This is a genomic window from Fervidobacterium sp. 2310opik-2 (assembly GCF_011057735.1).
Classification (GTDB): Bacteria; Thermotogota; Thermotogae; order Thermotogales; family Fervidobacteriaceae; genus Fervidobacterium; species Fervidobacterium nodosum.
Window position 1 is genome coordinate 1 of the sequence record NZ_LNGG01000001.1, and the last position, 25,026, is coordinate 25,026.

General features: G+C 35.5%; 26 protein-coding genes and 1 tRNA gene. 15 read left to right on the top strand and 12 right to left on the bottom strand.

Annotated features, from left to right (window positions below):
- The first annotated feature begins 176 nt into the window (after window positions 1-176).
- Both trmFO and AS161_RS00010 read left to right on the top strand, forming a co-directional pair.
- Window positions 177-1,469 carry a methylenetetrahydrofolate--tRNA-(uracil(54)-C(5))-methyltransferase (FADH(2)-oxidizing) TrmFO gene (trmFO, locus tag AS161_RS00005; RefSeq protein ID WP_011993917.1) on the top strand — a complete coding sequence of 431 codons (1,293 nt, stop codon included), beginning with the start codon at window positions 177-179 and terminating at the stop codon, window positions 1,467-1,469.
- Between the two features lie 3 nt (window positions 1,470-1,472).
- On the top strand, window positions 1,473-2,837 hold the full coding sequence (locus AS161_RS00010; RefSeq protein ID WP_164541325.1) for an MATE family efflux transporter: 1,365 nt from the start codon (window positions 1,473-1,475) through the stop codon (window positions 2,835-2,837).
- A gap of 14 nt (window positions 2,838-2,851) precedes the next feature.
- Here AS161_RS00010 and pcm read toward each other — a convergent pair whose 3' ends face one another.
- Both pcm and AS161_RS00020 read right to left on the bottom strand, forming a co-directional pair.
- Window positions 2,852-3,451, bottom strand: coding sequence for a protein-L-isoaspartate O-methyltransferase (gene pcm, locus AS161_RS00015; protein ID WP_164541326.1), 600 nt, complete (start codon window positions 3,449-3,451; stop codon window positions 2,852-2,854).
- Between the two features lie 23 nt (window positions 3,452-3,474).
- A complete protein-coding gene (locus AS161_RS00020; RefSeq protein ID WP_164541327.1) occupies window positions 3,475-4,419 on the bottom strand; it encodes a calcium/sodium antiporter in 945 nt (314 codons plus the stop codon).
- A gap of 334 nt (window positions 4,420-4,753) precedes the next feature.
- Between AS161_RS00020 and gap the strand changes: the two genes are divergently transcribed.
- From gap to AS161_RS00060, 8 genes are all read left to right on the top strand, one after another.
- Window positions 4,754-5,752, top strand: coding sequence for a type I glyceraldehyde-3-phosphate dehydrogenase (gap, locus tag AS161_RS00025; RefSeq protein ID WP_164541328.1), 999 nt, complete (start codon window positions 4,754-4,756; stop codon window positions 5,750-5,752).
- Window positions 5,753-5,843: 91 nt separating this feature from the next.
- The gene (gene pgk / locus AS161_RS00030) at window positions 5,844-7,046 is read left to right on the top strand and encodes a phosphoglycerate kinase (protein WP_011993912.1); all 1,203 of its coding nucleotides are present in this window, start codon (window positions 5,844-5,846) and stop codon (window positions 7,044-7,046) included.
- Window positions 7,047-7,078: 32 nt separating this feature from the next.
- The gene (gene tpiA / locus AS161_RS00035) at window positions 7,079-7,810 is read left to right on the top strand and encodes a triose-phosphate isomerase (RefSeq protein ID WP_011993911.1); all 732 of its coding nucleotides are present in this window, start codon (window positions 7,079-7,081) and stop codon (window positions 7,808-7,810) included.
- A 108-nt stretch (window positions 7,811-7,918) separates the two neighbouring features.
- Window positions 7,919-8,350 carry a hypothetical protein gene (locus AS161_RS00040; protein ID WP_164541329.1) on the top strand — a complete coding sequence of 144 codons (432 nt, stop codon included), beginning with the start codon at window positions 7,919-7,921 and terminating at the stop codon, window positions 8,348-8,350.
- A gap of 112 nt (window positions 8,351-8,462) precedes the next feature.
- A tRNA-Ser gene (locus AS161_RS00045) sits at window positions 8,463-8,553 on the top strand.
- 99 nt (window positions 8,554-8,652) lie between these two features.
- A complete protein-coding gene (locus AS161_RS00050) occupies window positions 8,653-9,111 on the top strand; it encodes a ribosome maturation factor RimP (RefSeq protein ID WP_011993909.1) in 459 nt (152 codons plus the stop codon).
- A gap of 40 nt (window positions 9,112-9,151) precedes the next feature.
- On the top strand, window positions 9,152-10,186 hold the full coding sequence (gene nusA, locus AS161_RS00055) for a transcription termination factor NusA (RefSeq protein WP_011993908.1): 1,035 nt from the start codon (window positions 9,152-9,154) through the stop codon (window positions 10,184-10,186).
- Window positions 10,187-10,216: 30 nt separating this feature from the next.
- Window positions 10,217-10,684, top strand: coding sequence for a Fur family transcriptional regulator (locus AS161_RS00060; RefSeq protein WP_011993907.1), 468 nt, complete (start codon window positions 10,217-10,219; stop codon window positions 10,682-10,684).
- A 36-nt stretch (window positions 10,685-10,720) separates the two neighbouring features.
- On the opposite strand, the gene AS161_RS00065 is transcribed toward AS161_RS00060, so the two are convergent.
- From AS161_RS00065 to AS161_RS00110, 10 genes are all read right to left on the bottom strand, one after another.
- Window positions 10,721-11,983 (bottom strand): ComEC/Rec2 family competence protein, encoded by a 1,263-nt coding sequence (locus AS161_RS00065; protein WP_083756793.1) that lies wholly within the window; start codon window positions 11,981-11,983, stop codon window positions 10,721-10,723.
- 10 nt (window positions 11,984-11,993) lie between these two features.
- Window positions 11,994-13,199: a 2,3-bisphosphoglycerate-independent phosphoglycerate mutase gene (locus AS161_RS00070; RefSeq protein ID WP_164541330.1), complete on the bottom strand. Its 1,206-nt coding sequence runs from the start codon at window positions 13,197-13,199 to the stop codon at window positions 11,994-11,996.
- 48 nt (window positions 13,200-13,247) lie between these two features.
- Entirely contained in the window at window positions 13,248-14,450 is a 1,203-nt protein-coding gene (locus tag AS161_RS00075) for an aminopeptidase (protein ID WP_206518734.1), read from the bottom strand.
- 34 nt (window positions 14,451-14,484) lie between these two features.
- Window positions 14,485-14,907 (bottom strand): hypothetical protein, encoded by a 423-nt coding sequence (locus tag AS161_RS00080; protein ID WP_164541331.1) that lies wholly within the window; start codon window positions 14,905-14,907, stop codon window positions 14,485-14,487.
- 68 nt (window positions 14,908-14,975) lie between these two features.
- The gene (locus tag AS161_RS00085) at window positions 14,976-15,908 is read right to left on the bottom strand and encodes an SPFH domain-containing protein (protein WP_164541332.1); all 933 of its coding nucleotides are present in this window, start codon (window positions 15,906-15,908) and stop codon (window positions 14,976-14,978) included.
- Between the two features lie 23 nt (window positions 15,909-15,931).
- Entirely contained in the window at window positions 15,932-16,390 is a 459-nt protein-coding gene (locus tag AS161_RS00090; RefSeq protein WP_241241289.1) for an NfeD family protein, read from the bottom strand.
- A gap of 27 nt (window positions 16,391-16,417) precedes the next feature.
- Window positions 16,418-17,227, bottom strand: coding sequence for an HD domain-containing phosphohydrolase (locus AS161_RS00095; RefSeq protein WP_164541333.1), 810 nt, complete (start codon window positions 17,225-17,227; stop codon window positions 16,418-16,420).
- 38 nt (window positions 17,228-17,265) lie between these two features.
- Window positions 17,266-19,188, bottom strand: a complete 1,923-nt coding sequence (gene thrS / locus AS161_RS00100) for a threonine--tRNA ligase (protein WP_164541429.1) — start codon at window positions 19,186-19,188, stop codon at window positions 17,266-17,268.
- A gap of 27 nt (window positions 19,189-19,215) precedes the next feature.
- Entirely contained in the window at window positions 19,216-19,614 is a 399-nt protein-coding gene (locus AS161_RS00105) for a hypothetical protein (protein WP_164541334.1), read from the bottom strand.
- A gap of 13 nt (window positions 19,615-19,627) precedes the next feature.
- Window positions 19,628-20,170, bottom strand: a complete 543-nt coding sequence (locus AS161_RS00110) for an HD domain-containing protein (RefSeq protein ID WP_164541335.1) — start codon at window positions 20,168-20,170, stop codon at window positions 19,628-19,630.
- Between the two features lie 110 nt (window positions 20,171-20,280).
- On the opposite strand from AS161_RS00110, the gene AS161_RS00115 reads away from it, so the two are divergent.
- The 5 genes from AS161_RS00115 to AS161_RS00135 all read left to right on the top strand — a co-directional run bounded on the left by AS161_RS00115 (window position 20,281) and on the right by AS161_RS00135 (window position 24,998).
- Complete coding sequence (locus AS161_RS00115) at window positions 20,281-21,123, top strand: PHP domain-containing protein (RefSeq protein WP_011993896.1); 843 nt, start codon at window positions 20,281-20,283, stop codon at window positions 21,121-21,123.
- Window positions 21,124-21,187: 64 nt separating this feature from the next.
- Window positions 21,188-23,158, top strand: coding sequence for an ATP-dependent helicase (locus AS161_RS00120; protein ID WP_206518735.1), 1,971 nt, complete (start codon window positions 21,188-21,190; stop codon window positions 23,156-23,158).
- A gap of 32 nt (window positions 23,159-23,190) precedes the next feature.
- The gene (locus AS161_RS00125) at window positions 23,191-23,958 is read left to right on the top strand and encodes a DUF72 domain-containing protein (protein ID WP_164541336.1); all 768 of its coding nucleotides are present in this window, start codon (window positions 23,191-23,193) and stop codon (window positions 23,956-23,958) included.
- Entirely contained in the window at window positions 23,942-24,562 is a 621-nt protein-coding gene (locus tag AS161_RS00130) for an RNA polymerase sigma factor (RefSeq protein WP_011993893.1), read from the top strand. The genes AS161_RS00125 and AS161_RS00130 overlap by 17 nt, the downstream gene beginning before the upstream one ends.
- Complete coding sequence (locus AS161_RS00135) at window positions 24,555-24,998, top strand: hypothetical protein (RefSeq protein ID WP_011993892.1); 444 nt, start codon at window positions 24,555-24,557, stop codon at window positions 24,996-24,998. Before AS161_RS00130 ends, AS161_RS00135 begins: the two co-directional genes overlap by 8 nt.
- Window positions 24,999-25,026: the final 28 nt, after the last annotated feature.

A 25,026-nucleotide genomic window follows, 5' to 3' on the forward strand; every position in this document is an offset into this window, starting at 1 on the left:
AGTAAGCGGGCGACCGCTTGCGAGAGTAGGTAGTGCCCAGGATTTCTTAAATCCTCACCCCCTGAATCATTTCGATTCAGGGGGTTTTTGTTTATACTATTACCATTGTGGATGTTGTGGTATAATCTTTTTGCTGTTGAAAATTATTTAATGAAAGAAAGGAGTTATTTTTTTCTATGAATAAATTAGTTCACATCATTGGAGCAGGGCTTGCAGGTTCTGAAGCTGCTTGGCAACTTGTAAAAAATGGTTTTAATGTAGTTATACATGAAATGAAAAGAGTAAAGAAATCACCAGTGCATGTAAGTGAAAATTTTGCAGAGCTTGTTTGTAGTAACTCGTTAAAATCTACTGACTTGAAGAATGCCGAAGGTTTACTAAAAGCGGAAATGGAAATATGGGGAAGTTTAATTTTAGAATGTGCTTACAATAATAGCGTGCCTGCTGGTAAGGCTTTAGCTGTTGATAGAGAAAAATTTTCTCAGTGTGTTACTGAAAAACTTCTTCAAACTGGACTTGTTAAAGTAGTGTGGGAAGAGGTGGAAAAACCTTATACCGATGATATATGGATAATCGCTACAGGTCCAACTACAGATGGAAAGCTTGCTGAATGGATAAGGGAACAAACTGGTGGATTTTTTAATTTCTTTGATGCTGTTGCACCAATTGTTAGTGCAGAAAGTATTAATATGGACGTTTGTTTTGTTGCTGATAGATACGGTGTAGGCACAGGTGACTATATTAACTGCCCTATGACAAAAGAAGAATATGAAAGGTTTTGGAATGAACTTGTAAACGCTCAAGTTATAGAGATAGAAGATTTTGACAGAAAACTTTTATTTGAGAGGTGCCAACCGATTGAAGAAATAGCTCGAAGTGGTAAGGATGCCATGCGTTACGGTCCTCTGAGACCTGTTGGTATTGTAGATCCAAAAACGGGGAAAGAACCATATGCTGTCATTCAATTGAGAAAAGAAAACGTTGAAGGGACTATGTACAATATCGTTGGGTTCCAGACAAGATTAAAGTGGGGAGAGCAAAGAAGAATAATTCAATTAATTCCTGGGTTAGAAAACGCGGAAATTCTAAGATATGGTGTGATGCATAGAAATAGTTATATAGACTCCCCAAAGGTTTTGGATGAGTATTTGAGATTAAAGAAAATGCCAAATGTATTCTTTGCTGGACAGATTACAGGTGTTGAAGGTTATGTTGAATCTGCTATGACTGGATTATACGTCGGCTTAAATATTTCAAGATTAATTTTGGGTAAGGATATGATAAAATTTCCAGAAAAGACTATGTGTGGCGCATTAGTAAGATACATAACAACCGCTCCAGAGCTTAAACCAATGTACGCAAATTTTGGATTACTCGGCGGGGGAAAAGATAGGGAAAAGATTGCCTTGAAAGCGCTTGATGAGATGAAAAAATTCTATCAAATTACTAGTTTGACGATTGGAGGATAAGCGATGAACAATCGAAATATAGAATTGCTGCTCGGAGATTACAGGAAAGCCATTGTAAAGTTATCTATTCCAAATATGATTTCCATGTTTGTCCAGACAATATATAACCTTGTTGACGCTATATGGGTTGCCGGACTTGGAGCTGTTACACTTGCAGCTATGGGATTTTTCTTCCCAATCTTTATGATTGTTGTTTCGATCGCGACGGGAATAACTGTTGGAACAAGTTCGGCTATTTCCAGAAAGATAGGTGAGAAGGATTACGAAGGTGCAAATTCCGTAGCGGAACATTCGATCTTACTTTCGCTGATTGTTTCACTTTTTACAGTTTTAATAGGTATCACAACGTTGATACCTGTTCTTAAAGGTATTGGCGCGAGTGGTGAAGCGCTTCAGAAAGCATATGATTATGGGTTTATAATTTTTTTGTTTACACCATTTCTAATGTTTAACAACACCGCTGTAGGAATATTACGTGGTGAAGGTGATTCTAAAAGACCTATGTATGCTGTAACCTTTAGTTCTATATTGAACATCTTTTTGGATCCTATTTTTATATACACATTTAAATTGGGAATTAAAGGTGCTGCATGGGCAACTGGAATATCTATTATATCAGCAACGGTTATATTTATCTATTATTTATTCTTTTCTGATAAAACTTTTTTAAAGGTCTCTTTGAAGAAGTTTAGATACAATGGTAAATATCTGCGAGATATTTCCATAGTTGGTTTTCCAACGGCGTTGGCTCAAATAGCGATGTCAATTGCAATTTACGTTTTGAATAGATTTGCTGTGAAGGCTGGAGGGGATGTTGGAGTTGCGACTTTTACAGGGGCATGGAGGATAATAAACCTTGGTACGTTGACTATTATAGGTATTTCTTCTGCTGTAACACCCGTTACAGGTGCTGCTTATGGTGCTAGAAATGTAAAAAGGATAGAAGACGCGCTAAGTTATGCTATAAAATTTGCGGAGCTTTTTAGTTTAACCATAATGTTAGGAATATTCATCTTCTCAAAGCAGTTAGCATTTCTTTTCGCTTATTCAAAAGCATCTAGTCAATTGCTTGAAAATATTTCTCAAGCATTAAAAATTTTGTGTTTATTTTTACCAGGTACTCCTCTTGGAATGCTCACGTCCGGGATGTTTCAGGGAATTGGTCAAGGTTTTAAAAGTCTTGTGGCAACTATTCTTAGAACTATCATATTCCAATTATTTTGGACATGGCTATTTGTCGATGTTATAAAAATAGGTTTAGCTGGAGTTTGGTGGGGAATAGTTATCGGAAATGCAAGTGCGTCGTTGGTTACATATACATGGGGCAAGTTGTCGATCCAGAAATTGTACGAGGAGTTTCAAGAATAAGTTTAATTAGTAAACTACTGCATTGGTACAAATCGCACGTGAGTTAGATCTTCTTCAATAATTTTTTCTCCTGATTTTCTAATTAGTTTTAGTATCTGGACATACTCATTACCAACTGGAATAACCATTATCCCATTGTCTTTCAATTGCTCAATTAATTTTTTCGGAATGTGCTTAGCATAACAAGTTACTGTGATTTTGTCAAAAGGGGCATATTCTTCAAGACCTTCCTTACCATCACCAACGATGATGGTTATGTTATTTATCCCGAGTAAATTAATTCTTTTTTGAGCTTCTTGCACAAGTTCTGGTATTCGTTCGATAGTGTATATCCAACCACTTTCACCAACGAGTAAACTCATAACCGCTGCGTTGTAACCACTTCCTGTACCTATTTCGAGAACTCTGTCCCCATCTTTTAGTTCAAGATACTCACACATCATTCCAACCATATGTGGAGCTGAGATTGTTTGACCATATCCTATAGGGAGTGGAATATCAAGATAAGCACTTTCTTGGAGTTCGCTTGGAACAAATAATTTCCTGTCAATTTTATTCATCGCTTCGATAATTTTTCTTGAAACACCGTAATATTGAAGGTGTTCGAATAACAAATAAGTTTCACCTCGATGGATATTTATCCACGATAGATTAAGTAAATTGTGTAGCCAACGTAAGTTGATACCATAAGCAACCCTTCAAATTTCTCTATTTTCAAATTTTTTGAAAATAGTAACAATATTACAGTAATTATGACAAGCAAAGTTACGTCAAAGTTCAAAACAGTTGTGTAAACTATGGGTTTTATAACAGCTGATATACCCAGTATGAAGAATACATTGAATATATTAGAACCTACTGCATTACCAAGTGCTATTTCGTTATTGCCTTTTATTATTGCAGCTAAAGATGTTGCAAGTTCAGGAATGGAAGTTCCCGCAGCTACTATGGTTAATCCTATGAGTTTATCTGAGACACCAAAAGCTTTTGCTATGTCAACTGCGCCGTTTACTATCCATCTACCGCCAAAAACCAAACCTGCAAGCCCACCAATTATGTATAGAATAGAGATAATTGTACCTAATTGTTTTTCTTTGGTCTTCTCAAGTTCCTCAAACATTTCACGGTCTTTTTGTGCCATTTCCAAGATATAAGACATGAATATCGCAAAGAATAGTAACAAAACTGTTCCATCTCCTCTTGTTATTACAGATGGTGTTTTGTTTCCAAGTGCAAGAATGGAAAGTGCAGCTATTAAACTTAATGGAATTTCTTTTCTCAATGTAGAATGTTGTACTGTTACAGGTTTTATCATAGCAGATAATCCAACAACGACGAGTATGTTAAAAATGTTACTTCCAATAACATTTCCTAAGCTTATATTTGATGTTCCTTTAATGGACGAAACGATATTAACAGCAAGTTCTGGTGCAGAAGTACCAAATGCTACAATTGTAAGACCTATCAACAAATCAGAAACCTTCAATTTTTTCGCTAAAGCTGACGCACCTTCAACCAATTTATCTGAACCAATGGAGACAAAGACAAAACCGATTATGAGAAGTAAGATGCTCAGTATCATATGTAATACCACCTCTTCAAAGAAATATTTTTTATCTTTTTTGCTTATTGGTTTGTTGTAAAATATATTATACAATCAAATAAATTTACTTGCAACTCGAAATGATTAAGTATTGCTTGTTAATCTTTTTTGTGGTAAAATATAATTAGTTATGACTAAATAAACTGTAAAAATTCTTTCTATCTGTTATATGCTTGAGTATGCAAAAAATATTTCAAAATCTTAACCTGATTTTTGTAGCAAATGTAATAATTATATTGTACAATTTTTCACGAGGTGGGAAGAAAAATAAATTGGGAAGTCTCTACAATACTTGATTTAAGGAGGGAGTAAGATGAAGATAGCTATTAACGGTTTCGGAAGGATAGGAAGACTTGTTTTGAGGGAACTCATTCGCCGCGGTAGTAACGTAGAGGTTGTTGCTATTAACGATTTGGATAAACCAGAGACATTAGCTCATCTCTTTAAATATGACTCAGTTCATAGAATTTTCCCGGGAGAAGTAAAGGCAACAGAAAATTCCATTATCATTGATGGAAAGGAAATCAAAGTATTTGCAGAAAAGGACCCAGTAAATCTACCATGGAAAGACCTTGGTGTTGATGTTGTTGTCGAATCAACAGGTAAGTTTACAGAAAGAGATGGCGCAATGAAACACATCCAAGCCGGTGCGAAAAAGGTTATAATAACAGCTCCAGCAAAAGGTGAAGATATAACGGTAGTTCTTGGTTGTAACGAAGACCAATTGAAACCAGAGCACCAAATAATTTCTTGTGCATCTTGTACAACTAACTCTATAGCATCTATAGTTAAAGTTATAAATGATAACTTCAAAATCGTAACAGGTCACCTTGTAACAGTTCACAGCTACACAAATGACCAGAGAGTTCTTGATCTTCCACACAAAGACCTCAGAAGAGCAAGAGCAGCTGCTATGAACATTATTCCAACAACAACAGGGGCAGCGAAAGCAGTAGCACTTGTAGTTCCTGAAGTAAAAGGAAAACTCGATGGTATGGCATTGAGAGTACCAACTCCAGATGGTTCAATTTCCGCACTTAGCGTAGTAGTTGAAAAAGCAACAACAGCAGAAGAAGTTAACGCAAAGGTCAAAGAAGCGACAGAAGGAAGACTTAAGGGAATTATTAAGTACAATGAAGATCAAATAGTAAGTATGGATATTGTTGGAACAACATACGCGGGAGTATTTGATGCAACATTGACAAAGGTAATGAATGGAAATCTCGTGAATGTTTACAGCTGGTACGATAACGAATACGGATACACATGCAGAGTTGTCGATACAATTGAATTAGTTGGTAAGATGCTTTAATTAAGATAATCAAAGCAGGGGGAGCTCATCCCCCTGTTTTTAGATTAAGTGGTTTTGAATTGATTTGAAGTAAACATGGGAGGTGTAAATTATGGAAAAGCTTACAATAAGAGATGTTGACCTTAAAGGTAAAAGAGTCATTATGAGGGTAGATTTTAACGTTCCTATCAAAGATGGTGTAGTTACTGATGATACAAGAATTGTTGAAGCTCTTCCAACAATTAAGTATGTTCTTGAACAAGGTGCAAAGGTCATACTCCTCACACATCTTGGCAGACCAAAGGGCGGCCCAGATCCAAAGTATACAGTTAAACCTGCAGCTGAAAGATTGGCTCAATTACTTGGTAAAGAAGTAAAATTCGTTCCTGCACTTTACGGCGAAGAAGTAGAAAAGGCTGTTGCTGAACTTAAGGAAGGCGAAGTTTTAATGCTTGAAAATACAAGATTTGATCCTGGCGAAGAAAAGAACGACCTCGAGCTTGCAAAGAAATGGGCATCACTTGCCGATATTCATGTAAATGACGCGTTTGGTACAGCTCACAGGGCACATTCAAGTAACGTTGGAATTGCACAATACATTCCAAGCGTTGCAGGATTCTTAATGGAAAAGGAAATTAAATTCCTTTCAAAAGCAACACACAATCCAGATAAACCATACGTTGTTGTTTTAGGTGGCGCAAAGGTTTCAGATAAGATAGGAGTTATTACAAACCTTCTCAATAAGGCCGATAAGATAATAATCGGTGGCGCTATGATGTTCACATTCTGGAGAGCTCTTGGAAAGCAAACAGGTAACTCATTGGTAGAAGAAGACAAAATCGACCTTGCAAAGCAACTCCTTGAACAAGCAAAAGAAAAGGGCGTAGAACTTGTTATACCAACCGATGCCGTTTGTGCTCAAAAGATGGAAGCTGGAGTTGAGAAGAAAGTATTTACATGCGAGGAAGGTATACCAGAAGGCTGGGCTGGATACGATATCGGACCTGCAAGTATAGAGCTTATTAAATCAAAACTTGCTGACGCGAAAACAATTGTTTGGAATGGACCACTTGGCGTATTCGAAATTGAAGATTTCGCAAATGGTACAAAAGCCGTTGCAGAATTCATCGCTTCACTCACAGATAAGGGTGTAACAACAGTTGTTGGCGGTGGAGATAGCGCAGCAGCAGTTAGTCAATTCGGACTTGAGAAGAAATTTAGCCACGTTTCCACAGGTGGCGGTGCGTCACTTGAATTTTTAGAAGGTAAAGAATTACCAGGAATTGCTTCTATCGCAGATAAAAAAAAACAGTAATTAGAAAGTTTATTTTAGCTGGAAATTGGAAGATGAATAAAACGCCCTACGAGGCACAACAATTTGCTAATGTACTTGTTAGTGCACTCGTAGGGTTTAATTCATTTGATATTTACATAGCTCCAACGTTTACCGCTCTTGATAGAGTAAGGGAAATTATTTCTTCAAGCAATATTAAACTTGCTGCGCAAAATATGTACTACGAAGATAGTGGAGCATTTACAGGGGAGATTTCTCCAAAGATGTTAAAAGAATTGAATGTTTCGGCAGTTATAATTGGACATAGTGAAAGAAGAAAGATATTTGGCGAAAGTGACGAATTGATTAATAAGAAGATAAAGAAAGCGATTTCAGAAGGGTTAACACCGATATTCTGTATAGGCGAGACTCTTGAGGAGAGACAGAAAGGTCTTACATTCTGTGTTCTTGAAAAGCAAGTTAGAGAAGGTTTATATGGAATAAGCAAGGAAGATGTTTCGAAAGTAATTATAGCTTACGAACCAGTATGGGCAATTGGAACAGGTGTTGTGGCAACTCCACAGCAAGCGCAGGAAGCTCACGAGTTTGTTAGAAAACTTCTCGCTCAGATGTACGATGAACAAACAGCACAACAAATTACAATACTCTACGGTGGAAGCGTAACGCCAGAAAATTGGTTTGGCTTGTTTGTGAAAAAAGATATAGACGGTGCATTGGTTGGAGGCGCAAGTTTAAAAGAAAGCTTTATAGAGCTTGCAAAGATTATGTCAAGAGTAATTATCTAATTTTAGATTTGAGTGCGGGGCAGATTAGAAAACTTCTGCCCCACTTTGTTTGATAAATATTTATTAAATATTTATTGATTTTGACAACTTGAAGAGGAGGGAAAAACTATGATGAGAAAATTTTTAACTGTTATGCTTATTATGGTTTTTGCTTTATCGATGTCTTCTCTTGTCTTTGGCGCAAAGAAGAAATCAGTTGTAAGTTTAAAGGAAATATACGACCTAGATTCTCTTACTGGGATGTATTTTGAATTATTTTTAAAAGAGTACAACTTGAAAATGCCAAAGAAGATCGATTTAAACTTTGCACAATCGAGATCAGAATTCCAAGTTCTTGTGAACCTTACGAATATTAATACAAATCTTGGAGCAGTAACAGTTAATGGAGTGATAGTCATTTCAGATGATAAAATCACTGATAAAAATAGGAAAGATATCTTGAAGGAACTTATGAGAATAACGTTGATAGAGAACAAAAAGAAAGAAAAAGACATTGAGAGGATAATTGATGAATTTTTCAAAAAGAAAGGTATTAAATAACCACAAAGAATCTTGAATTTTTTAAAGGTTATGATATAATTGATCTCGGCTCCTCAGCGTTGTGTGCTCAAGGGCCGTCTGAATTTGGTAAAATTTATTCAGAAGATTAATTGGAGAGGTGGCCGAGGGGTCTAAGGCACACGCCTGGAGAGCGTGCGGTGGCCACAAACCACCCGTGGGTTCAAATCCCACCCTCTCCGCCAGATGAAAAAATTATTCACAACCGGGACATTTAGTCCCGGTTTTTCGATTAATTATTAATTATTAAAAGAGCAAAAGTAATCTAAAGTGAGGTGTTTTTTATGAGTCTCAGTCAAAAGGAGATAATAGAACGTGTTAGAGCGATTGCTGAACCAATTGTTACATCGATGGGACTGGAGCTTTTCGATGTGAAATATAGGATACAAGCTGGAAAGTGGGTACTGAGTATAATAATTGATAAACTTGACGATTATGTTAGTACAAGAGATTGTGAACTTGTGTCTTATGAAATTGAAAAAGTGCTTGACTCGCATGATTTCATTCCAGGAAGATATTATCTTGAAGTTTCTTCACCAGGTCTTGATAGGCCATTAAAGAAAATAGAAGATTTCAGAAGGTTTGTTGGAAAGCTTGTAAAGGTGAAAACAAAGAAAACTTATAGAGGGTATATAGTTGATGTTAATATGGAAACAAAAGAAATTATTCTAAGAGTTGATAATGAAAACATAACTATTAAGTATGATGACGTTAAATCAGCCAATTTAGAGATTGAATTGTGAGAAATAAAATTAAAATAAGATTACAAAGGGAGGTATGAAAATGAATAGTCCGATGTTACTTGAAGCGCTCAGAGAACTTGAAAGAGAAAAAGGTATAAGTGTTGATGAGTCAATAGAGATTTTAGAAAAAGCTCTTATGAGTGCGTACAAAAATAAAACAGGTGAAAGAAACGTTGAGATAGTTATTAACAAATTATCTGGTGAGATAGAAGCCTATCAAATTTTAGAAGTTGTTGAAAAAGTTGAAAATGAAAATATTCAGATTTCTCTTGAAGATGCTCTGAAAATAAAACCCGATGCAACTATAGGAGATATAGTTAAAAGAAAGATGAATATAAAGAGGCTTGGTAGATTTGCTATTCAAGTTGCCAAGCAAGTGTTAATCCAGAAGATTAGGGAAATTGAAAAGGAAAAACAATATGAAAAATACGCGGAGCTTGTTGGGAGAGTTGTTACAGCGGAAGTTTTAAAGGTAACACCAGAATGGCTCGATATAAGAATTGGTAAGCTCGAAACTCATTTACCAAAGAAAGAGTGGATTCCGGGAGAAGAGTTTGAACAGTCTGATTTGATAAAGGTATATGTAAGAGAAGTTAAAAAAGATAAAAAGGGTCCAAAGATAATTGTTACAAGGATTGATAACGAATTTGTTGTAGGACTTTTGAAATTGGAAGTACCTGAAATTGAGAGCGGAATTATCGAAATTGTTAAGATTGTTAGAGAACCAGGTGTAAGAACAAAGATAGCGGTTATCTCACATGATCCAAAAGTTGATCCAGTTGGTTCATGCATAGGTCCAGAAGGCTCAAGGATTGCTCCGATACTAAAAGAATTAAAAATTGAAAAAATTGACATAATTAAATGGTCGAATGATCCAAAAGAATTAATTGCGAACGCATTGCTTCCAGCAAGTGTAATAGATGTTGAGATATTAGATTACGAATCTAAAGCTTCACGTGTTCTTGTTTCGCCAAATCAATTGTCTCTTGCAATCGGTAAGGCTGGTCAAAACGCAAGGCTTGCCGCAAAATTAACTGGGTGGAAGATAGATATAAAACCAGTTATGAACGCGTGATCAAAAAAATATTAATTAAGGGGAGATAACATGCATGTCGATGCTTTAAAAAAAGAATTGAGAGATAGAAGATGGCGAATGACGCCACAGCGTGAGCAAATTTTAAAGGTTTTTATTGAGACTAATAGCGAACACCTTGGAGCTGAGGAAGTTTATAGATATCTTTTGAATAAAAGGATAAACGTTAGTAAAGCCACTGTTTATAGGACTGTCGATTTACTTGTTGAATTAGGTTTTCTTAGACGTCTTCAATTTGACGAGGGAGTTTATAGGTATGAACTCGTTGATAAGCAAAATAAACATTCACACTTTATTTGTAATTCTTGTGGAAAAATATACGAATTGAAAAATGAACTTTCACCAGAATTTGTTATGAAGGAATATATTGATTTACTAAATGGAAATGGTTACATTGTGGAAGAATTTGATATAAAATTCAGGGGAATATGTCCAAAATGCTCTGAGAAACAATTGAAAAAACATAGGAAATCAAAATAAATCATTTAATTAAATATTAAATACTTGAGCACTGGGTTAATTCCCAGTGCTTATTTTTTTATTATTATCTATTTGTTGAACGATTGCCAAATATATCACAAAAGTCAGACCGAATGCGATAGAAATGACAATGTGCTGAGGTAAAGTTGGAAATTTAGAAAAGAACCATGCTACTAACTCTACAAATTGCGCAAATGGAAGCAATATGTACAAAACTAAAGCACTCAGTAAGTTTAATTTCAACACGTATAATATATATGATATAGTCAGTCCAAACATTACTATTTGTACTGGGAATGAAACTATAAGTGTTGCAAAGATAGAGAATGGATTTACCTGTCCAATGAGTGCAACATATGGCGCACTCCCAAGAAAACCACCAACGTTTGACAGTAAATAATTTGTTGAGAATAACACCCCAATCGTTGCAAAGAAGGTCATATAAAAGGAAAGCGAAAATACTATCTCTGGGTTGACTATTACCATCGCAAGTCCAACTAAAGAAACTGTGTTTATAGGATTTATCTTAATATCTAACAACTTAAAAATGGAAGCCATGTACAACATTATAAGCGCTCGTATCGATGGTAAGTTCATACCAGAACCTATAACAAAAATAGTTGGAAAGAGTAATGACAATATTAATTTCAACTTTTTTCTATATGTGAAAAGAGATACAACGTATGTACTGAATAAATAAAGTATACTCACATGCATTCCAGAGACACAAAATATATGGAACAATCCGCTTTTTATAAAGTTTTCATCGCGCGAATTGCTTCCAAACAAATTTTGGAAAAACGGATCGACTTTCGAGGAAAAATTTCTAAAGTTTTCGAACGATTCGTATATCTTCGAACTAAGTGACGTATAATTTGTTGCGGTCGCATAAAAAGTCGTCTTTGCATAATAGCTTGGATACGATGTTGTTTTTCTCAGGTCACCTATAAAGTATACTATTGTTCCTATCTTTTCTTCTTTGTACAATCTAACATCAAAACCTAGGTTTCTCCATTTTTCACCATCATAAAATTTTGGTTCAACTACTGATGAACCTTCTTGCACACTTTTTATTGTGCCAACAAATTGTGCCTTCTTAATTTGCACATCTTTAACAACTAGCAAGTTGGTGATTAGGAAAAAGAGTATGAATAAAGACAAACGTGGCTTTTTAAATAAAGCAGTTGGTATAATTGAAAAAATTATAAATAAAGGTGGGAACTTGTAAATTGTTCCCACCAAAGCACCTAAAATTGCACCTCCAAAGTAGAAAAAAGATAAATATTGTGTAACCTGCATGGTATTTATTTTATGCTCCGAATTTTTCCAATCTTCCAGAGTATGCGAGTATAAGATTCATAACGTCTGTTGCGTGTATTGTACCTATTGTTCCTCTTGCACATTCGAATTCGTTAAACGCTTTTGAAAGCCCTCTTCTTGTATATTTTGCGCAGAACATTATCGGTACTGGGTGGAATGAGTGACCTTTCATCGCACATGGTGTAGAGTGGTCACCTGTGACAACAAGTACATCCGGATTAAGACTGAGTATCTCTGGAATTATTTTATCAACGTTTTCTATTACGTGTACTTTTTCGTCGAATTTACCATCTTCTCCGTATGAGTCGGTCTTTTTAATGTGTACAAAGAAGAAGTCGTAATTATTCCATTCCTTCTTAAGTGTTTCTATTTCGTCTTCTATCGTTTGACCTGTTGGGATAATTGTCATTCCCACTAATTTTGCAAGTCCTTTGTACATTGGATATACGGCAATTGCTCCAGCTCTAAGTTTGTAAACTTCTGGAAATTGAGGAAGTTGTGGATATTTTGAGAATCCCCTTACAAGTGCGAAGTTCATTTTTTGTTGGTCTTTAAGAACTTCTTTGATTCTATCGAGGAGTTTGTTTATAATTCTTGCTGTCTTTTCTGCTTCTGGTGATAGCGCGGAAGTGTATTTGATTGGTTTTCCTTCTTTTTGTGGGTCTGCGTCTTCAATTTTATCTGATAGACCTTCGCCTGTAAGTTTCAGAACAAATCTGTGCTCTTTTCCTGGATAGAATGTGACTTTAACATCTTCTATTTCTTTAATATTTGCGTTGAGTATCTCCACAACTTTTGCACTTTCTTCAGTTGATGGTCTTCCAGCTCTTCTGTCAACAACGATATCTCCGTTGATTGTTGCGAAATTTCCCCTTGCAACAACATCAAGTTCTCCAACTTCGATGTCTTCTCCTAATGCCTCAAGAATACCTCTACCTATTTGATATTTAATTGGGTCGTAACCAAAAAGACCAAGGTGTCCAGGTCCACTCCCGGGTGTTATACCATAAAGAACGGGGATAGTTTGGCCAAGGTCACTCAATGTGGCTACTTTGTCCAAGTTTGGTGTGTTTGCTTTCATAAGTGGTGTTAAACCTTCTTCATTTGGAAGGTCACCGATACCATCCATGACAAGAAGAACAATTTTGCTGTTGTTAGGCGTAATTAAATCGTGGACAAATGCTTGTTTATCCATATGTACCCTCCTTTCAAAGTATAAGCCATTTAAATAAAGCAGATAAATCTATATTTTCCATAAGCCATTTTCTATTATAATTTCCTTTTTTCCTTCTTTTATTCCATAAACGTTCATCTTATCGTTTCCAACCATGAAATCTACATGTGTTAAGCTCATATTTATACCAGACTTTTCAGCATCTCCATCGAAGTCTTCAACACAGGTTGGATACGCTCTTCCAAACGCAAAGTGAGAAGCTGCATTTTCATCGTAGAGTGTATTGTAGAATATCCTTCCAAGCTTATAGATTGGTGAGCTTATGTCTACTAAAGCAACTTCTCCAAGATATGCTGCTCCTTCATCGGTTTCTATAAGTTCTTTCAAAATATCTTTTCCTTTCTTTGCATCAAAATTAACAATTTTTCCATCTTTAAATTCTAGCCAAAATTCATCGATGATGTTTCCCTGATAGACAAGAGGCATGCTACTTGATATTATTCCATCAACACCGTATTTATATGGTGCGGTGAATACTTCTTCTGTTGGTATGTTTGGTAAGAACGGTACATTGTCTATATCGTGCTCTACTCCACTGAGCCAGATGTGTTTGGGCGCAAGTTTAACTGTCAAGTTTGTATTTGGCCCTTCGTATCTTAACGCTTCAAAATGAGCTTTATTCAAGTAGTCTTTTCGTCTCTTCAAATTTTCAAGATGTTCGAGTAATTTTGAGTATCCATTTTCATCAATTCTTGCCATGTAAAGTATGTCATTCCAGAGTTTTTCCGTATCATTTTCTCCATAAACTTTCTGCGCCCACTCCGGATTAGGTACACCGGCGACGCACCATCTGTTCTTATTCATAATTGTTCGTTCCATGATATCCTTAAATGCTTGTTGACGAGCTTTAGTTGCCATTCCCAATCTTTTCGATGGAACATCTGCGAGTAAATCTGCGTAAGAACCAACCAACGAAACTGTTGCAGCACCTTTCTCCAAAAAGCTCATGCGCATTTCAATTTCCCAATTGTAAACGTTCGTTAGGACTTCTTCTGGAGCTTTCAACAGTGTTTGTTTAGAAACATAAGTATCGTTCCATATAACGAGTACTTCACTTGCACCAACGTTGTATGCTTCTTCAACGAAAAGTCTTACAAAATCTTTGTGGTCGACAGATGAATTTACGATAAGTTTCTGACCACTTTGAAGGTTTACCCCGACTTTTAATATCGCTTGTGCGTAGTTTCTTAAAATTTTATCGTTGATAGACATATTTGTTCTCCTTTCCATTCATTAATTACTTGATTTAATCTGATTGTAGTAACGTTAATATTAAACCTACTATAAGTGCAAGGAAACCTATATTCGATGCGTATGGTGTTAGTGAAGCTAAGAAACTTATTATGGAAACAGTGTAAAATTTGAGGAGATTTCCGAGCATCTTTCCTAAGTTTTTCTCTAATACAAAACGAGCGTATTCAGAATGACTTGTACCAAGTGATAGTATAAGCAATCTGAAACGCTTATCAACAGAATAAATTGCAACGAGTAATTTGTACAACTGGTATGTTATCGACAGTGCTGTCAAAATTGTGAAGATCAAGTATATATTGTCTAAGTAATACCACATTAATATTAAACCACCAACGGTCATAATTTCGTTAAAAAAGTACAAAGATTGATATCTCAACTTTGCTCTTTTAGATACTATCTCAAATGAAATAAGCACAGCAAAAAGGCTCCCGATCAATGTACTGATCGCAGAGCCATAAATTACATGTTCAAAACCCTGGAGCATTATTTTTTCTGCTCTCCCATCTGATTTGTTTTTTCTGATTTGTCTTTAAACAATTCCGCCATAGCACCAACTGAAGCAAGAACAGAGGATGTTTCAAGCGGGAGGAATATCTTGGTTGCCTGACCGTTTGCTATATCTCTAAGTGCTTCAAGGTATCTAATTGCGATAAGATCGTTTGTTGGATTACCTTCATGGATAGCTTTAAATACATTTGTAATAGCCAACGCCTGACCTTCTGCTTCGGCGATAAGTCTGTATTTGTTAGCTTCAGCAACTCTCTTAATAGCTTCAGCTTCACCTTCGGCCTTCAAAATAGCGGCTTGTTTTTCACCCTCAGCTTTTAGAATTTCGGATTGTCTTATACCCTCTGCCTCAAGAATTGCAGCACGTTTGGTTCTTTCTGCCTTCATTTGTTTGCTCATAGCTTCCATAATGTCCTTTGGTGGGTCAATCTTCTTGATTTCTACCCTTGTTATCCTTATACCCCATTTGTCTGTGGCTTCATCGAGTACAGTCCTTAATTTTGTGTTAATACTTTCCCTTGATGTAAGTGTTTGGTCAAGTTCAAGTTCACCTATTACGTTTCTTAAATTCGTTTGAGCAAGCTTAATTGTCGCAAATTCGAAGTTGTTTACGTTATAGACAGATTTAAATGCGTCTGTAACTTCGTAATAGATAACCGCATCAACAACGACAACAACGTTATCTTTTGTTATGACTTCTTGGGGTGGAACATCGATAACGTGTTCTCTCATATCTACTTTTATCATTCTGTCGAAGAATGGAATGATAAAATGAAGACCTGAACGAACTTCTTTTTTGAATTTACCAAGTCTTTCTATAAGACCTCTTTCGTATGGTCTAACTATCCTTATACCTGTTGCAGCGATTATTAGCAGCAAAAAAGCAATAGCAATTAATACAATATACATATTGACCAGCCTCCCTTTTAGTTTTAGTGTTCGTCAGTTTTTTCAATTTCTTTTGGTTTAACTACCACATGCGCTCCTTCGACTCTATCTATGATTACATAATCACCTTGTTCAAACGTTACGTTATCATCAAAGGATACAGCACGCCACATATCTCCGCCGACTTTTACTACACCTTTACTTTGCTTATTATCTATTCTTTCAATTACAACCGCTTCTTTACCGACTATTTCATCAACGTTAATGCTTCTAACTTCTTCACCGGTGATTTTTTTTGCCAATTTTCTACTTGAAAGAACTAATATACCTGAAACAATGATAAATGTTAAAAGCTCAAATAGTGTGTTTTCGTAAAAATATGCTACAACAGCCGCGGCAAGACTTCCCAAACCGAACCAGAATATGAAAAACGTTGGAGTGAATATTTCGATAACCATCAGTATAACCCCGAATATTATCCAGAAAGCCACAGGTGTTATCACATTGTTTCCCCCCCTTTTGGAAGAAGATTAGATTTTTATACCGTATACATCTCCCATGAAAGCAATGAATTTCTCAGCTAGGTCTGGATCGAAATAGGTTCCTTCAAGTTTTCTTATTTCTTCAAGTGCTTGTTTTGGTGTCTTGAGTTTGGAATCCCAATCAGCTGATACGAAATTTGTGACTTCATCGTAATAGTTTATAATCGATATTATGCGAGCGCAAAACGGAATTTCCTCGCCTTTTAAACCATCGGGAAAGCCTTTCCCATCCCATCTTTCGTGGTGATGTCTTACAGTTGGTATATACTTCCAAAGATTCTCGTTTATTGACAAGTATATCGTTCCCATAAGAGGATGGTCTTCGTAGTGCGCTTCTAAATTTCTTAATCTTGTTGGAGAATAGAGCATAAGTTGTTCAATGGCAATTTTCCCCACATCGTGGAGAATTCCATGGTGCATCATTTCAGTAGCTTGCTCTTCGTCCATGCCAATGTACTTGGCAAACTCTTCAGCCAATTTTGCCACCCTTTGTGAGTGCGAAAAGCCATTTTTATCCTCGACTTCTGTAAGTACGATAATGTTTGCAAAGAGAGACTTAAGCAATTCTTCTATTTGTTTATCTGGTGGTGAAATTAATCCTGCTTTTTTTGCGTAGTATTTTAGTATAAAACCATAGTCGCTTTCTTCATCTTTGAACTGGGCGATGATTTCTCCGCCCTTTCTGATAACTATATTTCCTTCTTCATAACAAATTGATACGTCATCAGATTCAGTTTTGCATTCTGGCTCTTTTCCAAATGCTTCCTTGAAAAGTTTTATGAATTCGTTGTTAAACACCGTATCACCTCTTTTGGTGGTTAAAAAGATTAATGAGCTTATTTGTTTACTCTTTTTCTTATTTCATTAAGTACAGTCTCTATGAAGTCATTTATCTTAATTCCGTGAGTGTCTTTTCCTTCTCTTGTCCTTACGCTTATCGTTTCACTTTCCTTTTCTTTTTCACCGACTATTATCATGTACGGTACTTTTCTCATTTGATTTTCTCTTATTCTGTAGCTAAGTGTTTCATTTCTATCATCTAATTCAACCCTGATGTCGTTTTCATCAAGAGTTTGGTAAATGTTCTTTGCATATTCTGAGAATTTTTCGGATACTGGTATAACAACGGCTTGAACAGGTGCAAGCCATGTTGGGAACGCTCCTGCGTAATGTTCAATAAGAATACCAAAGAATCTTTCGATGGAACCATAAAGTGCCCTATGTATCATTACGGGTCTTCTTTCGCTTCCATCGGAAGCTTTATAAGTTAAATCAAAACGTTCAGGCATTTGGAAATCCATTTGAATTGTTGCACACTGCCATTCTCTTCCAAGTACGTCTCTTACGTGGAAGTCTATCTTTGGACCGTAGAAAGCACCTTCTCCTTCCGCAACTTCGTAAGGTACTTTCATTTCTTCAAGAGCGTTCTTTAGTCCTTCTGTTGCTTTTTCCCAAGTTGCTTCGTCACCCATATGATCTTCGGGCATTGTACTAAGAGTTGCTCTATAAGAAAAGCCAAATATACCATAGAGTTCGTTTATAAACCTTACAACATCGGTTACTTCGTTGACTATCTGGTCTTCTCTACAGAAAATATGGGCATCATCCTGCGTGAAAGTTCTAACCCTCAATAATCCATGCAATACTCCTCCACGTTCGTATCTGTGTACTCTACCGAATTCAAACAGTCTTATTGGAAGGTCTTTGTAAGAAACAGGTTTGTTTTTGTATATCAATATGTGTCCTGGACAGTTCATTGGTTTAACAGCGTAAGTTACTTCTTCTTTTTCTGTGAAGTACATGTTGTTTTTGTAGTGGTCCCAGTGTCCACTCTGTCTCCAGAGCTTTTCGTGCATTATAAGTGGGGTGCCAACCTCTTTGTAACCGTATTTTTTATGCAATTCTCTCGATAAGCTCATTAGTTCTTTAAGGACTGTCATACCATATGGCAGGAATATAGGCATACCGGCCGCAACATCTGTGTTGATGAAGAACAATTCGAGTTGAGGTCCAAGTCTTCTATGGTCTCTTTTCTTCGCTTCTTCAAGCATTTTTAGATAGTTATCGAGCTCGTCTTTTTTGGCGAATGCTGTTCCGTAAATTCTTTGAAGCATTGGATTTTTTTCGTTACCTCTCCAGTACGCTCCAGAAACAGAAAGTAATTTGAAGTGTTTGACTTTTCCTGTACTTGGTAGGTGCGGACCTCTGCAAAGGTCGACAAATTCACCTTGCTTGTAAAAGCTAACTTTTTCATTTGGGATTTCGTTTATCAACTCAACTTTATACGTCTGGCCTTTGCTTTCCATTAATTCAATGGCTTCTTTTTTTGGAAGTTCAAATCTTTCTATTGGCAAATCTTCTTTGATTATCTTTTTCATCTCTTCTTCTATTTTTGGTAAGTCTTCTTCTGTAATTTTTGCGTTTGCGATATCAAAATCGTAATAAAAACCATTCTCTATCGTTGGACCGATTCCAAGTTTTACATTTTCAGCTCCGTATATTCTCATAACTGCTTGTGCCATGATGTGTGACATTGTATGCCTGTAAATTTCTGCAGCTTGTGGATCATCTAACTTGATGATTTTTAAATCACAATCAAAATCGATGGGTCTTTCCAAATCCCAAAGCTGACCATTAACTAATGCTCCTGCGGCATTTCTCCACAAACCTTCCGAAATTTCCTTGGCTATTTGTCCTGGTGTTACTGGTTGTGAGTATTCTCTTACGCTTCCATCTGGTAACCTAATTTGCATAGTTATAATACACCTCCAAGATATATTTATTAATTATTTGCTGTTTGCGAACAAACTTTTGTAGATGTAAACGAATAACAAAAAATCAATTAGAAAACCATAAATAAGAGTTAAAGGTCTGTTGTAGTAATAAGGCAATAAAAACACAACGGCTTGCAACAAAGATGCGCTCCAAGGATAATAAAACGAATCTCTATACAATTCTACCATAATTACGAAAAAAACTATAAACAACCACAGAAAATTCAATTGATGATAAGCAAAACTTTGATAAAGTAAAGAAAAAATAATCAATCTAAGAGCTTTCCATTTATCCTCTTCTTGATATAGCGATTCTAAGAGAAAATAAAGTGGTGTTATTGTAAAATACTCTCTGAATACGTTATCAACAAATACAGAGGCTATGGAACTAATCCAAACGACAAAAAGCATTGATGAACTCCTTTCATAAACCTATCTCTTCAGCAATTGATTTCATAGCTTCTAAGGAAAGTGAATAAAACTCTTCAAGTGAAAGCCCAATATTCTCACATGATTTCATTTGTTCTCTATTTGCACCGCGTGCGAACCCCTTTTCTTTGAATCTATTTTTCAAAAATTCAACATCGACTACAGCTAATTTTTTCTCTGGCTTTATCAATGCTGCCGCAACAATAAAACCACTAGTTGGGTCTACCGCGTACAATGCTTTTTCCATAAGTGTTTCTGGAGTTTTCTTCTCACAATGCGCAAGGATGGCGTTTTTAATTTCTTCACTTACAGAATTACCGAGTATCTCAACGCTTTTGTAACCGTGCTCTTCTGGTTTATCCTTTGTGTAATCGTAATCTAAATCGTGGAGTAAACCTGCTAATCCCCAAACTTCTTCATCTTCTCCAAAATGTTTTGCTAAGCGCTTCATTATAGCTTCACATGCTATACAATGGTTAACGAGGTTTTTATTGGAAACGTGTTGTTTTAATAGTTCCAAAGCTTCTTGTCTTGTCATGAGTTTACCTCCTTAGTTTTTTACATTTGGTTTTATTTAAGTATACCATAAATTGTGTTATAATTGAACTGTAGAATAAATAAAATTGAATGATTTGGGAGGTAAAATTGATGTTGGTTGATTTCCATACTCATACAACGTGTTCAGATGGAACATTGGAGCCGAATGAGTTAGTTAAAAAAGCAAAATTAATAGGTATTGAAGTGCTTGCAATAACTGATCATGATACTATATGTGCTTTTCGAGAAATAGATGATAAATATGCAGATGATTTGGATATTACAGTGATAAAAGGTGTTGAGATAAGTGTTGACTATCCCACAGATTCTCTACATATTTTAGGTTACAATATTAAAGACACTGAAACAATGGAAAGAGTTTTAAATGAACTTATAGATTACAGAAATAGGAGAAATGAACTTATACTTGAAAAGATGAATAAGCTGGGTTTTCATGCGACAATGGAAGAATTAAGGAAAATAGCTAAAGGCGATGCTGTTGGAAGGCCACATTTCGCAAGATTAATGGTAGAAAAAGGTTATGTTGGGAGCATGAACGAAGCTTTTGATAAATATCTTAAAGATGGCGGGATATTTTTTGTTGAGAAAAAGCGTTTAAAACCGCAAGAAGCAATTGAACTTATCAAAAAGACCGGTGGAATAGCAGTTTTGGCTCATCCATACGATATATTGAGTGGTAAAAACTCCGAAGAAGATGATATGACATTCTTAGAAAATTTCATTAAAAAACTCGTTGATTATGGTCTTGATGGTTTGGAGGCATTTTACTCAAGGCACACGCAGAACCAGACAATCGATTTGATAAGAATAGCGAATAAGTACGATTTGTTAATTACAGCTGGAAGCGATTTTCATGGCTCAAATAGGGAATCTGTGAATCTTGGAATGAATGTACCGTATAAACTGATTAAGAAGTTTCTTGCCAAACTATGATGTTTTGCAAATTTCAAATTTATAAGAAATTCCAAATGCGTCAAAATTTTTGTGAGGTGTATGTATGGGTGATGATAAGATAAGAATTTACGAATTGAAAAAAGAAGATTCAAAAGATTCTAATATAGAAGATTTTTTTAAAGAGCTTGATAGCGAACAACGCCGAGCGGTTATGGAATCAAATGGGAAATCGGTTGTTATCGCTGGACCTGGTAGTGGAAAGACAAGAGTCATTACTTACAAAATTGCTTACCTTCTACTTAATGGTGTAATGCCTTCTGAAATTTTACTTGTTACGTTTACAAGAGCTGCTGCTCGTGAAATGATAGAACGGGCGCAAATAGTAACAAAGAAAGATTTGTCTGATATGATGGCAGGTACATTCCATCATGTGTGTAATTTACTTTTAAGAAAATATGGAAGCTCAATTGGTTTGAAATCGAATTTTACGATATTAGATGAAGAAGATGCGAAGGATTTAATGAAAATTGCAAGGAGTAGATACGTTATTTCGAAACAGATGAATAAAGCTTTTCCAACCCACAGCGAGTTATATTCCATTTATTCATACATGGTTAACACATTTCTTACACCATATGAAGTTGTAATTAAGAGGGCAAAAAGGTGGATACAAGTTGTAGATGTTATAGAGAAAGTCTTCCAGGAATACGCTCTTGAGAAAGAGAGACAAAATGTTTTAGATTACGATGACTTGCTGTTGAAAACTCTGCAAATGCTAGAAGGTAATGAAGAATTAAGAAGGCGTATATCTTCGAGGTTTAAATGGATACTCGTTGATGAGTTCCAAGATACCAATATTCTTCAGTTAAAAATTGTTCAGCATCTTTCAGAAGTACATGGAAATTTATTTGTCGTTGCTGACGATGCGCAGAGTATTTATTCATTTAGAGGTGCTAGATTTGAGAATGTAAAAGAGGTAATGGATGGTGCAAATGTTTTTAAGATACAAACCAATTACAGGAGCACAGACAAAATTGTTGAGCTTGTAAATTCAATGATTCCAAGAAATTCGGTACCTAAAAAGTTGAGAGCAATACGAACAAGTGTTCAAAAACCTATAGTTGTAAATACTTATGACCATTTTGATGAAGCATATTTTGTTGCGCAGAGAATTAATGAAATCGTTGATGAAGGCTTTGATTACAGTGATATTGCGGTTTTGTACCGTGCGCACGCTCATTCACTGGAATTACAACTTGAGCTTACAAAGAGAAACATACCATTTAAAGTACTATCAGGATTAAGATTTACCGAAACGGCACACGTGAAAGATGTTGTGGCTTTCTTAAAAATTCTTTTAAATCCATATGATGTAATTTCTTGGATGAGAGTTTTAAAATTGGTAGATAATGTAGGTAATGTAACCGCGGAAAAGATAATAAGTCGTATAACAAGCGAAAGCAACGAGGAAAAATCACCATTGGATTTGTTCTTGGAAATGAAGATAAAGAGCTCAAACGTTGAGAATTTAAAAAGCGCAATTTTCAATTCGATAGATAAAGCTCCAAGCTTCCAGATAAAAAATTTTTACGAGCAATTTTATCAGGATATTTTAGAATACCATTACACAGATTTCAGGGATAGAGAAGAAGACATTGAAAGATTAATAGAAATGGCGAGTTACTACGATAACGTGGAAGATTTTTTAAACGATATTTTAATCTCAGAAGATGTTAGAACTAATGAATCTAACGACTTTTCTGATGATAAAGGAAAAGTTACGCTAACTACAATTCATCAAGCTAAAGGTCTCGAATGGAAAGTTGTTTTTGTCATAGGTGTTAATCCGGGAGATTTTCCACACTTCTTAGCTTTAAAAGATAATACATTAGATGAAGAGGAGAGATTATTTTATGTTGCAATAACCCGTGCCAAAGATATTCTTTACATAACTCATTCAACGCTACCAAGAAGAGAATATTTTTACAATTCATTCAATAGTGATAAACAAATCGACAGAGATTTTGTTAAAGATATTCCTAGGGATTTGGCGGAATTTTGGAAGGTAAGATAATTAAGATAATTAAGTAATAAGGAAGGATTTTGGTGAGAGAGTTTGGTAAATGGTTCATTGGCACAAGTGGATTTTCGTTTGGCGATTGGATAGGTAATGTTTACCCACAAGATATTAAAAAGAGTGAAATGTTTACATACTATTGGCAAAAGTATGGATTCAATTGTGTTGAGTTGAATTTTACTTTTTATCAGATGCCTTCATCGAGAACAATGGTGAGTTTGCTTCGCAAAGCACCAGTTGGTTTTAAATTCGCTGTAAAAGTCCATGGGTCTATAACACATGATAGAAGTTTTGAGAATGTAAATGATTTTCTTAAGTCGTGTAGAGTTATAGAAGATGAAAGCAGGCTTATTGGGTATCTTGCACAGTTTCCATATTCTTTTAAGAACGTACCTGATAATCAAGATTACATTAAGCTTTTATTGGAAAAATTTTATGGCAAGGAGATATTTTTAGAATTTAGACATGAGAGCTGGGTGGAATGGTTAGATAATTTACACGGTATCAAAAATGTACATGTTGTTATTCCAGATTTGCCAATGTCGAAAGGGATTTTTCCACTAATTAGGTCTTTGGATAAAGTGGTATATTTGAGGTTACACGGGCGGAATGGAAGGAAAAAATATGACTATAATTATTCCGATGAAGAATTGAAAGGTATAATTGATTTTGTTTTTCCCGAATCGTTTGAAGAAGCGTACGTTTTCTTCAACAATTGTTATAATGGCCAAGCTTTGAAAAATGCGCTACGCTTTAGGGAAATCGTGGGGGGCGAAAAAATTGGAATTTTCGATTAATAGTGAACGTAATGATAAAAATGATAGTCAAAATAGATGGAACGATGAACAGAGATTAGTTAAAGCTTTGGCAAAAGGTGATGAAGAGGCGTATAAATATCTGTACAGAAATTACGCATCGAAGATAGGCGCACTTGTTAAGAGCTATCTTGGAAGCGATGATATCGACGATGTTGTCCAAGAGGTATTTTTAAGAATATACAAAAATGTAAAGAAGTTTCGTGGTGAATCAAAACTTTCAACGTGGATTTATAGAATAGCTATAAACGTTTGCAACAATATGTACAGAAAGATGAAGGGTAGAGGGCCTGTTGTAGATTTAACTGAGCCTATGGATGATGAAGATTATACATTTCAATTTTCAACAGATGAAGATGTCCAAAAAAATGTAACAAACGATATAATGTACGAAAAGTTGAGAAAAATCTTGGAGAATCTCTCGCCGGAAGATAGGGCTATATTGTTCATGAAAGAAATTGATGGATTAACTTATGAAGAAGTAGGAAAAATTTTGGATAAACCAGAAGGAACTATTAAGAGCCGTCTCCATTATATAAAACAAACAATTAGAAAGGCCTTCAAGGAGGTTACGTTCGATGAATGAAAACGGTGCAGAAAAATGTTATTCAAAACTCCTGAAAAATTTTTCAATAAATTTTAGTTACAAACCAGGCCCGATGATGGAAGAAAAAATTTTGAAGAAAATAAAAAGAAAAAAAGTTATTGGAACTATGTACAGATTCGGTATAGGTGTTTTTCTCACTTTAATAATTCTCTTTTTTGGTACAGAAGAGCTCGGATGGAAGTATCCTAAGCGTGTATTTTCTCTATTCGATCTGTTTAGAGAAGCAGCTCAAAAAACTATCGAAAATCCAGATATTTCAAGTTTTAGCTTGGGTATAAATAACAACTCTAATTTAAATTTACTGAAAAAAAACTTAGAAGATTATCTTAATAATAACAATATTTCACAAAATGGTTCAGATGAAATTTTCAAAATGATAAAATATGTTTCTATCGCAAATGACGGTGGATGGTGATTATAAAGTTATTGAAAAATAAAAAAAC

What these genes read in the sequence shown, in the direction of transcription:
- trmFO (WP_011993917.1), top strand. Translation starts at nt 177, where the DNA reads ATGAATAAATTAGTTCACATCATTGGAGCAGGGCTTGCAGGTTCTGAA.
- AS161_RS00010 (WP_164541325.1), top strand. Translation starts at nt 1,473, where the DNA reads ATGAACAATCGAAATATAGAATTGCTGCTCGGAGATTACAGGAAAGCC.
- AS161_RS00020 (WP_164541327.1), bottom strand. Translation starts at nt 4,419, where the DNA reads ATGATACTGAGCATCTTACTTCTCATAATCGGTTTTGTCTTTGTCTCC.
- gap (WP_164541328.1), top strand. Translation starts at nt 4,754, where the DNA reads ATGAAGATAGCTATTAACGGTTTCGGAAGGATAGGAAGACTTGTTTTG.
- pgk (WP_011993912.1), top strand. Translation starts at nt 5,844, where the DNA reads ATGGAAAAGCTTACAATAAGAGATGTTGACCTTAAAGGTAAAAGAGTC.
- tpiA (WP_011993911.1), top strand. Translation starts at nt 7,079, where the DNA reads ATGAATAAAACGCCCTACGAGGCACAACAATTTGCTAATGTACTTGTT.
- AS161_RS00040 (WP_164541329.1), top strand. Translation starts at nt 7,919, where the DNA reads ATGATGAGAAAATTTTTAACTGTTATGCTTATTATGGTTTTTGCTTTA.
- AS161_RS00050 (WP_011993909.1), top strand. Translation starts at nt 8,653, where the DNA reads ATGAGTCTCAGTCAAAAGGAGATAATAGAACGTGTTAGAGCGATTGCT.
- nusA (WP_011993908.1), top strand. Translation starts at nt 9,152, where the DNA reads ATGAATAGTCCGATGTTACTTGAAGCGCTCAGAGAACTTGAAAGAGAA.
- AS161_RS00060 (WP_011993907.1), top strand. Translation starts at nt 10,217, where the DNA reads ATGCATGTCGATGCTTTAAAAAAAGAATTGAGAGATAGAAGATGGCGA.
- AS161_RS00065 (WP_083756793.1), bottom strand. Translation starts at nt 11,983, where the DNA reads ATGCAGGTTACACAATATTTATCTTTTTTCTACTTTGGAGGTGCAATT.
- AS161_RS00070 (WP_164541330.1), bottom strand. Translation starts at nt 13,199, where the DNA reads ATGGATAAACAAGCATTTGTCCACGATTTAATTACGCCTAACAACAGC.
- AS161_RS00075 (WP_206518734.1), bottom strand. Translation starts at nt 14,450, where the DNA reads ATGTCTATCAACGATAAAATTTTAAGAAACTACGCACAAGCGATATTA.
- AS161_RS00085 (WP_164541332.1), bottom strand. Translation starts at nt 15,908, where the DNA reads ATGTATATTGTATTAATTGCTATTGCTTTTTTGCTGCTAATAATCGCT.
- AS161_RS00105 (WP_164541334.1), bottom strand. Translation starts at nt 19,614, where the DNA reads ATGCTTTTTGTCGTTTGGATTAGTTCCATAGCCTCTGTATTTGTTGAT.
- AS161_RS00110 (WP_164541335.1), bottom strand. Translation starts at nt 20,170, where the DNA reads ATGACAAGACAAGAAGCTTTGGAACTATTAAAACAACACGTTTCCAAT.
- AS161_RS00115 (WP_011993896.1), top strand. Translation starts at nt 20,281, where the DNA reads ATGTTGGTTGATTTCCATACTCATACAACGTGTTCAGATGGAACATTG.
- AS161_RS00120 (WP_206518735.1), top strand. Translation starts at nt 21,188, where the DNA reads ATGGGTGATGATAAGATAAGAATTTACGAATTGAAAAAAGAAGATTCA.
- AS161_RS00135 (WP_011993892.1), top strand. Translation starts at nt 24,555, where the DNA reads ATGAATGAAAACGGTGCAGAAAAATGTTATTCAAAACTCCTGAAAAAT.